Source organism: Streptomyces phaeofaciens (genome assembly GCF_014648915.1).
In the GTDB taxonomy this organism is placed as follows: Bacteria; Actinomycetota; Actinomycetes; order Streptomycetales; family Streptomycetaceae; genus Streptomyces; species Streptomyces phaeofaciens.
In genome coordinates this window covers 1-7050 of record NZ_BMSA01000076.1, presented here as the reverse complement: position 1 = coordinate 7050, position 7050 = coordinate 1, and the positions used below count along the sequence as shown (strand labels likewise).

Here is a 7050-nt window from a genome sequence, read left to right as displayed (position 1 = left end):
TCGACCTCACCTGAGTTCAGCTCGGAAGGGCAGGAACCCGACTTCGCCACCCTCCTGCCGACTCCGGTGCGTCGCCGCCCCTTACTGATCTTTCAGAATGAAGTTCGGAGGCGGCGAAGGCATATGAGGCAGCAGGCCAGTTCGAGCAGGCCCTGGCGACGCCGTCCGCGAGCGGCAGGGCCTCCCTGCGCACCTGGGGCACGGGGTCGGCGAGCAGGGCCCGGATCCGCGGGTACTGCCGCCGCCACTCCTCGTACCAGCCGGCGTCCACCGCGCCCGGCCGGGCCTCGGCCGCCACGGCGGCCAGGCTCACCAGCAGTTCGGCGAGCGTGTCGCGGGCGCCCATGCGCGGATCGCAGGCGAGATCGACGACGAACGGCAGCGCGGCGGTCGTGAGGGAGGGCAGCCGCCCGGTGCCCGGCGCGACGCAGTCGTACAGGTCGTCGCAGTCCTCCTCGGTCGCGGCCGCGCCCTTGAACGCCAGGCGCCGAAGGGCCCGCAGCCCTGAACCGCAACGAGTTGGCCCGAGCCATCATGGCGACCACCACCCTGGACGAGGTGGAGGCACTGAGCCGCGAGATCTGCGGCTTCTCCGAAGTCGACTACGAGCGCAACAAGGCGCTCTAGTTGAAGGAGCAACCGCCGACGAGGCTCGACGCCGAGTCGGTACTCCACCAGCTCACCCAGTTCGAGGCAGAGGCCCGAAACCGCGGAGTCGCTACCACAACGTTCCGCCACCTCACCGAGGTCCTGAACCTCGACGGCTCCCAGCGCGATGATCTGCGCCAGCTGCTCATCAACAGCCGGACGGAGCAGTACACGGCCCCACTCTGGCGCATCCAGCGGCAGATCAGACTGGTCGGAGCCGGCGGAAGCCATTCACACGATCGGCCATTGTTGCTGGCGATGGCGAGTAGTGGGCTTCGTTCCTTCGCGCCACGCGACCATGAGCACGGCGCTGTTGGTGTGCGCGAGGTGTGCAGGTACCACGAACTGCAACTCGGCCCCAGGAGGCACCTCCCTCCAATCCTTGACGGGGCTGGTTGGACGATAGCGACCGCTCTGCGAGACTCGGCCGGCCGTAACGCCCACCTTGTGAGCACTGGCGTACCCAAGGTTGCTCAGCACGTACGTTCCTTCAGGACCAGCAGCACGAACCGTGAGGCGGATCGCAGGATTCTCGATGCGTGCGCGCCGGGCGTGAACCGCCTCGGTCGCACCAACACCAACCAGTACTCCTACGACAGCTGTGGCCAACTCTCCCCATCCCATAAGGCGAAGCTACCCAGCGTGCACCCTTCGTTGCGGGTAGTGCGCCGAACTCGCACGGGGCCGCTGCGTCCCACGTCACAGGGGCAACAGGGACCGGACACATCCCAAGCGCCCCCTGAGCAACCTTCTTCACAGGTTCAAGGCCCGCGCACGGCGCGGGCGCGCGCCGCCTTGTTGTCGGGGCCGCCGCCCTGTCTTCGCCAGCGGCGGCCCCGACAGGCGGCGCGCTGCGTGCATATGCGGGCGGAGTACGAGAGGGCCCAGCCGGGTCCGGCTCGTCAGTGAGCGGCATCGCTGGGCGGTTTACGTGGCCGGAGCGGAGCCGTCTGCGGCCACGTCGTAGTGCTGTCGAATCAGGCTGGCTGCGGAAGGGGTGACATCGAGGCTGGCCGCCGACGCCGGGCGGAAACGGCCGGCGGGGACGGACCGCCGTACCGCCGCCGTCACGGATGTAGGAGCGTGAGCGGACCGTCGCCAAGAAATGGGCTGACGGGGAGCAGCTGCTGCCGCGATGTGGCTGAGCCCGTCGTAGGCGCTCCGCTAGGCGCGCCACGGTGTACTCAAGGAGGCGCACCAAAGCCACTCTGTCGACTGCCGGTGATCACTACTCTGCCTCCAACCAATGTTGGAGGTCATATGAGTGACTACGTGGCGCACGCAAACCGGGCCAAGGAACTGATTGACGAGCTTGAGCAGAAGTCGAAGGGCCGCCTTGGGCCAGATCATGTGATCCAGATGGCTCAGGTGGAAGCCACTTTGGCACTTGCCGCCGCGATCAACGGCAGAGAGCAAGGCACTCTGCCGAAATGATCACTGTCTGCTACCTCAAAGCCTGCGTGGGGCCGTGTCCCATCTGTGCCCGCTAGACCGGGAGCTCACGGGGAATCGCGGTCATCAGCAGGCATCGTGCACGTCGAGGGCCCCCGACCGATCTCGCTGGTCAGGGGCCGTTCACGTGCGGAGGCGGTGAGATTCGAACTCACGGTGACATCCCTGCCACGACGGTTTTCAAGACCGTGTACGAATCGACTCTCCCAAGGCGTCGAGTGCGCCCACCGCCGTGTGGATATGAGCCGGGCCGCGAAGCAACCGTTCTCCCGCGCACCACCAGGACAGTTGCTCCTGTGCATCCTCCCTTGGATGCATGCCCAGGCCATGCTCGGGGCACAGGGGCCACGCCTGCCACAGAAGCTCCATGACGGTATCCTGCGCGGCATTGGCGACGCTCGCCAGTGCAGAGGCAAGGCTGTCCTGTGAGTTCGGGTCCAGGCAATTGCCGTGCCACTCACCGTTGGCCATGGCGACGTAGACGTTCTCCGGCTCATCGGCATCGTGGGACGGAAGGGCCAGCAGTTGCAGGGGTTCCAGCTGGGGAAGCGTCACCGCCAGGTCCCGGTTCAGAAGGGCGAGAGCCTGGTCCCACACGGGGTATTCGCCCGGCGAGACGCGGCGAGGCTCGGGAGGGTCGAAAAGAGCGCACATGAGCACCATCCTCCGCCACACCAGGGACAGCCTCAATCGCTCAACAGCGTCGCCCCCTGTAAAGACCGCGTGCGGCGGCTGACATCAGCGGCTGACATCAACAAGCACGAACAGCAACGCTCGGCGACGGACCTCAGTGGACGATCGGCCGAGGCGCAGGCAGGGTTGTCCGATGTCGACGGTCCCCTGTGATCGACCTGATAAAGATGAGGCCACATCTCAAAGCTCGCCTCTATCGCGAGACACCATCGCACTGGGTGCGTGTTCTGGGGCAAACCGGGATCAGAGAGCAGGCGGAATGACCTCATTACGGTGTGAAGCCACTCGCTGGGCACTCGATGATGGCGACGACTTCTACCCCGGGTGGGTCGAGGTGCACCTGACTGACGCCCATGGCCGGCAATGGGTCTTCTTCGACAAGCCGCCGATCTTCGGTGGCGGTGATGCGCTGAGCCCCAGAGCCGCATACCCCATTGCCGTGACGATCGGCTGCACAATCTTGAGTCGCACCTCGGACCCGGACGGCAGCGAGGTCGTCACGGTCTCTACAGGTGGACGGCCGGAGGCCACAGAGGGCGATCGGATCGAGTTCGACGTTCGACCCGATCAGCTGGTAGAGCCCTGACCGCGGGAGGGAGGCACAGCGCGATTCGGGTCGTGCCACTCTCGTGCCAGACCGGGCGGGGACTCATGGGGACTCAGCAGCAACAACGGCGTAGACGCGGGGACTTGCCCCAAGACAGGTCTCCGCAGCTCACGCCACCAACTACCCAACCTCGCTCCTAAGAGGTCATTTTCTCCCGTTGTTTCATCCCGGAATCTACCGTTTGGTCTGCGGTGTCGGGTCGCGCCAGGAGATGGTGTTCTCGCTGGTGAGGCGGCGGGTCATGAGGTCGGCCATGGCGATGTGGATCATGGCTTCGGAGTGAGCGGGGAGGGTCTCGTAGTCGCGGGCCAGGCGGCGGTGGAGCATGAGCCAGCCGTAGGTCCGCTCGACCGCCCAGCGTTTCGGAATCGGGGTGAATCCCGTGGTCCCGGGCTTGCGTTGAGTGATTTGCATGTCGATGCCGAGGGTGGCCGCGTGCTCGACGAGGTGCTGGCGGTAGCCGCCGTCGACCCATACCTTGCGAATGCGGGGATGCTCGGCGGCGACCTGGTCGAGGAGTTGGGTGCCGGCGACGGAGTCCTGCACGCTCGCGGCTGTGACCAGCACCGAGAGGAGAAGGCCGATGGTGTCGGTGACGATGTTCCGCTTCCTGCCCACGATCCTTTTGCCTGCGTCGATGCCCTGGCTGGAGGCGTGAACGCTGGTGGAGGTCTTGACGCTCTGGGCGTCGATCACACAGGCGGACGGTTCGGCATCCCGTCCTTCCTTCTGTCGCAACAGCTGCCGGAGCAGGCCGTTGAGCTGGGTGAACACGCCTTCCTGCTGCCACTTCGTGAAGTAGCCGTAGACCGTGTTCCAGTGCGGGAAGTCATGCGGGAGATAGCGCCACTGGACGCCGGTCCGGTCCGGTCCACATACAAGATCGCGTCCATGATGTCGCGCAGCTCATGCTCGGGCGGCCGGCCGAAGTCCAGGGCCCTGCCACGGCGCTCGAAACGCCAGGCCGCCAGCACCGGCTCGATCAACTCCCAGCGGGCATCGGACAGATCACTTGGATACGGGCAACGCTTCGGCATGCTCGTGATGTATCGCCGCGGACCGAGTGCGCCCAGGCGCACAGCAACGCCGGCAGAAGCACGCAGGGCTTCGAAGGCCCGGCATCCTGGGATGAAACAGCCCCTAGCCATATCCCACCCCACACGACACATCACCCGACCCTCACGCCCCAACCGCAACGGGGTACCCCTTCCGCACCGCACCCCTGCACAACAAGAAGCAGACTATTTGCGGACGAGACAGGTGAAAACGACCTCTAAAGCGGTTGTCCAGCCCGCTCACCGAGTCCACATCTGCTGGAACTCCTCGGCCGGGATGGCCTCCAGCAGATCTTCTGCGGGATCGATCGCTTGGTCTGTCAGGCCGCCGTGTTCGTCCTCCAAATGCTCCCAGCTGTATCGGTGGAGTTGGCCGGCCGAGGTCAGCTCGGCTTGCTTGACGACGATCAGCTCTCCGCGGTCGGGGACGGCCTCGATGTACCACAGACCGCCCTCCTCGTCGGGATGGCGGAAATGGTGCCGCAGGGTGGCGTTCTCATCGAGTGCACGGAAGTACGCCACCGTCTCTGCCTTGATGCGCTCCAGGTCAACCACGCGACCATCGTGCCAGCGAGCAGGCGCGGGTGGCTCCGTTCTGACATCCACAAGTGACATCAACGACGCCGGACGCCGACACTCCTGAGCAGTCCGCCACGGCCAGTATGCCCGGGTGGTTTCCCGGCAGCACCGGGGAGCGATCGAACTCCTAATGCGGTGATCGCAGACCTTCGGATCCGGCTGGCTGATGGCCGCAATCACGGCACGATACGCACATGGTTCAAGGTATATCGGCGGTGCTCGGAGCGAGCGTCGGTGTGCTCGGGACTGTGGGAACAGCCGTTCTGACCTATCTAGCGGCTCGCAAGCAGGCTGATGACCAAGGAAGGGTCACGCACCGCAGCGCCCTTAGGGCCGAGCGTCGAGACGCGTACCTGGCCTTCCTTCAAGCGCACGAATCAATCGATGGCGCCCTGAACGTGATCAACATTGCTTCTGTACCCGAGATCGCCGTCCTGGACAGGGCCATCGAACTTGTTGATCGCGGCGCGCACGAGATCTACGTGTCACAGAGCCGCGTCGAGCTTGCAGGACCGGAGTCTGTCTGTGGGGCCGCCCTCGAGGCATGGGGTGCTGCTCTGAACTTGCGGTCGTTTCTCGACGAAGTTCGAGCTGGACTAGTCTCTCCGGGGCAGTACGACGGGCAGTGTGAAGCCCGTATCGATGAGGTTGAACGGTGCAAGGCGACCTTCACAGCAGCGGCTAGAAGCGTGCTCGTGGGGCTCGCCTGAATGCCTTTGCGGCAGCCCCGCTTGGGCCGCCGGTGGGCCGTCCGAGGGGGATCAGCAGGACGGATGACGACCAGCAACGACAGGTGTCCGGCCCCGCAGACCCAGGTCACCCGATTGGATCGGCGACGCAGATTGAGCCACTCCGAAAGCGCCGGCGATGGTGGCCAGCGCGGACGCGGCAGCCAGGTAGCCAGGTTTGATGTCGCGCGCGAAGTGTTCAGAAGCCATGACGTGGTCGAGCGGAGGCGGCGCCCGGAGGGCGACGACGGTGTGAGATGCGGTGAAAGCGCAGAGTGGCCCCGAAGCGGCCGATACCAGGAGGTCAGTGGACGGCGGTGGTGGCCGGAGGTCGCACCTTCAGGAAGCGTCGGGCACGCACAGACGTACTTCAGCCTGGCGAGCACCGCTGAACTGTTCGGTCGATGTCGGTAATCGCCTGACAGCCGAGAGATAGGTCCGGTAGGTCTGTGCAGGTGAACGCCTCCGACGAGACCCCTGAGGTCAACGACCAAGCCACTCCCGAGGACGGCCAGGCCGCTCCCGTGGGCGGGAAGGTGAAGGACTTCTTCAAGAAGAACGGGCCCAAGATACTCGTCGTCGGCGGCGCAGTCCTCGCCGTATGGGCCGCTCTAACCCTCCATCCCGACGACGAGCAGGCCTCCCACGAGATTAGCGAGATCGACCCGCCGATTCCCGCCCCCGAGCCCGAGCCCGCCGCAGACGAGAAGACGAAGCGCGGAGGTCCGGAGCTGCATTCGGTCAGGGGGGCGCTAGTGGACATCGGCGATCGTCAGGCCAGCGCGAAAGCCCAGGAGAATTACCGCCGCGATGTCGGGGGCGACCTGCCTACCGGAAAGACCTGGCGGCCGCCGCACTCCCGGGGTGGCGACTCGCCCGAAGACTTCGACCTGAGCAGTTGAGCCATCGCAGCGGCCTGCATTGCTAGTCAGAGCATTAATCGTTTGACGGCCGCACGTCACGGCAACTGGTGATCAGTTGTAGCTGAACCGAGGATGCACTGGCCCCCGCCGGGGACCCAGCTCCGCCGAGGGGCGGCCGAGGGGAACGGCCGTGCCATTCGCGTGCCAGATACTGCGGGGCTCCACGGGGAACCGCGGGAACTCGCCCTGGGGGCAGTCAGGAACTCCAACCCCGCTCAACCGTAGGAACCGCCGCCTTGAGACCCAAGCTTCCCAAGCTCATGTCCCTCATGAGCTGCCGACAAGCCCGGGAGAGCGGCCTCCCTGTCAGACCCGCACTGTACGGTCCAGCCTCATGGCTGAGAGACCGACGACGAACTGGCGCA

The 7050-nt window shown here is 65.5% G+C and carries 7 protein-coding genes, 1 tRNA gene and 2 pseudogenes; 5 read left to right on the top strand and 5 right to left on the bottom strand.

Annotated features, from left to right (window positions below):
• Positions 1-16 precede the first annotated feature (16 nt).
• Positions 17-346, bottom strand: a complete 330-nt coding sequence (locus IE275_RS45450; RefSeq protein WP_189718576.1) for a hypothetical protein — start codon at positions 344-346, stop codon at positions 17-19.
• A gap of 155 nt (positions 347-501) precedes the next feature.
• Here IE275_RS45450 and IE275_RS46710 point away from each other — a divergent pair.
• Both IE275_RS46710 and IE275_RS45440 read left to right on the top strand, forming a co-directional pair.
• Positions 502-840: pseudogene (locus tag IE275_RS46710) on the top strand (DUF1152 domain-containing protein); the annotation flags it as partial.
• 1068 nt (positions 841-1908) lie between these two features.
• Entirely contained in the window at positions 1909-2082 is a 174-nt protein-coding gene (locus IE275_RS45440) for a hypothetical protein (protein WP_189718575.1), read from the top strand.
• A gap of 148 nt (positions 2083-2230) precedes the next feature.
• On the opposite strand, the gene IE275_RS45435 is transcribed toward IE275_RS45440, so the two are convergent.
• Positions 2231-2328 (bottom strand) — tRNA-Ser (locus IE275_RS45435).
• Positions 2281-2754 (bottom strand): hypothetical protein, encoded by a 474-nt coding sequence (locus tag IE275_RS45430; RefSeq protein ID WP_189718574.1) that lies wholly within the window; start codon positions 2752-2754, stop codon positions 2281-2283. The genes IE275_RS45435 and IE275_RS45430 overlap by 48 nt, the downstream gene beginning before the upstream one ends.
• 298 nt (positions 2755-3052) lie before the next feature.
• On the opposite strand from IE275_RS45430, the gene IE275_RS45425 reads away from it, so the two are divergent.
• On the top strand, positions 3053-3379 hold the full coding sequence (locus IE275_RS45425) for a hypothetical protein (RefSeq protein ID WP_189718573.1): 327 nt from the start codon (positions 3053-3055) through the stop codon (positions 3377-3379).
• Between the two features lie 195 nt (positions 3380-3574).
• Here IE275_RS45425 and IE275_RS45420 read toward each other — a convergent pair.
• Together IE275_RS45420 and IE275_RS45415 are read right to left on the bottom strand one after the other, a co-directional pair.
• Positions 3575-4437: pseudogene (locus IE275_RS45420) on the bottom strand (IS5 family transposase).
• A gap of 258 nt (positions 4438-4695) precedes the next feature.
• Entirely contained in the window at positions 4696-5010 is a 315-nt protein-coding gene (locus IE275_RS45415; protein WP_189718572.1) for a hypothetical protein, read from the bottom strand.
• Between the two features lie 218 nt (positions 5011-5228).
• Here IE275_RS45415 and IE275_RS45410 point away from each other — a divergent pair, with 218 nt between their 5' ends.
• Together IE275_RS45410 and IE275_RS45405 are read left to right on the top strand one after the other, a co-directional pair.
• Entirely contained in the window at positions 5229-5744 is a 516-nt protein-coding gene (locus tag IE275_RS45410; protein WP_189718571.1) for a hypothetical protein, read from the top strand.
• A gap of 473 nt (positions 5745-6217) precedes the next feature.
• Positions 6218-6664 carry a hypothetical protein gene (locus tag IE275_RS45405; protein WP_189718570.1) on the top strand — a complete coding sequence of 149 codons (447 nt, stop codon included), beginning with the start codon at positions 6218-6220 and terminating at the stop codon, positions 6662-6664.
• The last annotated feature ends 386 nt before the right edge of the window (positions 6665-7050 follow it).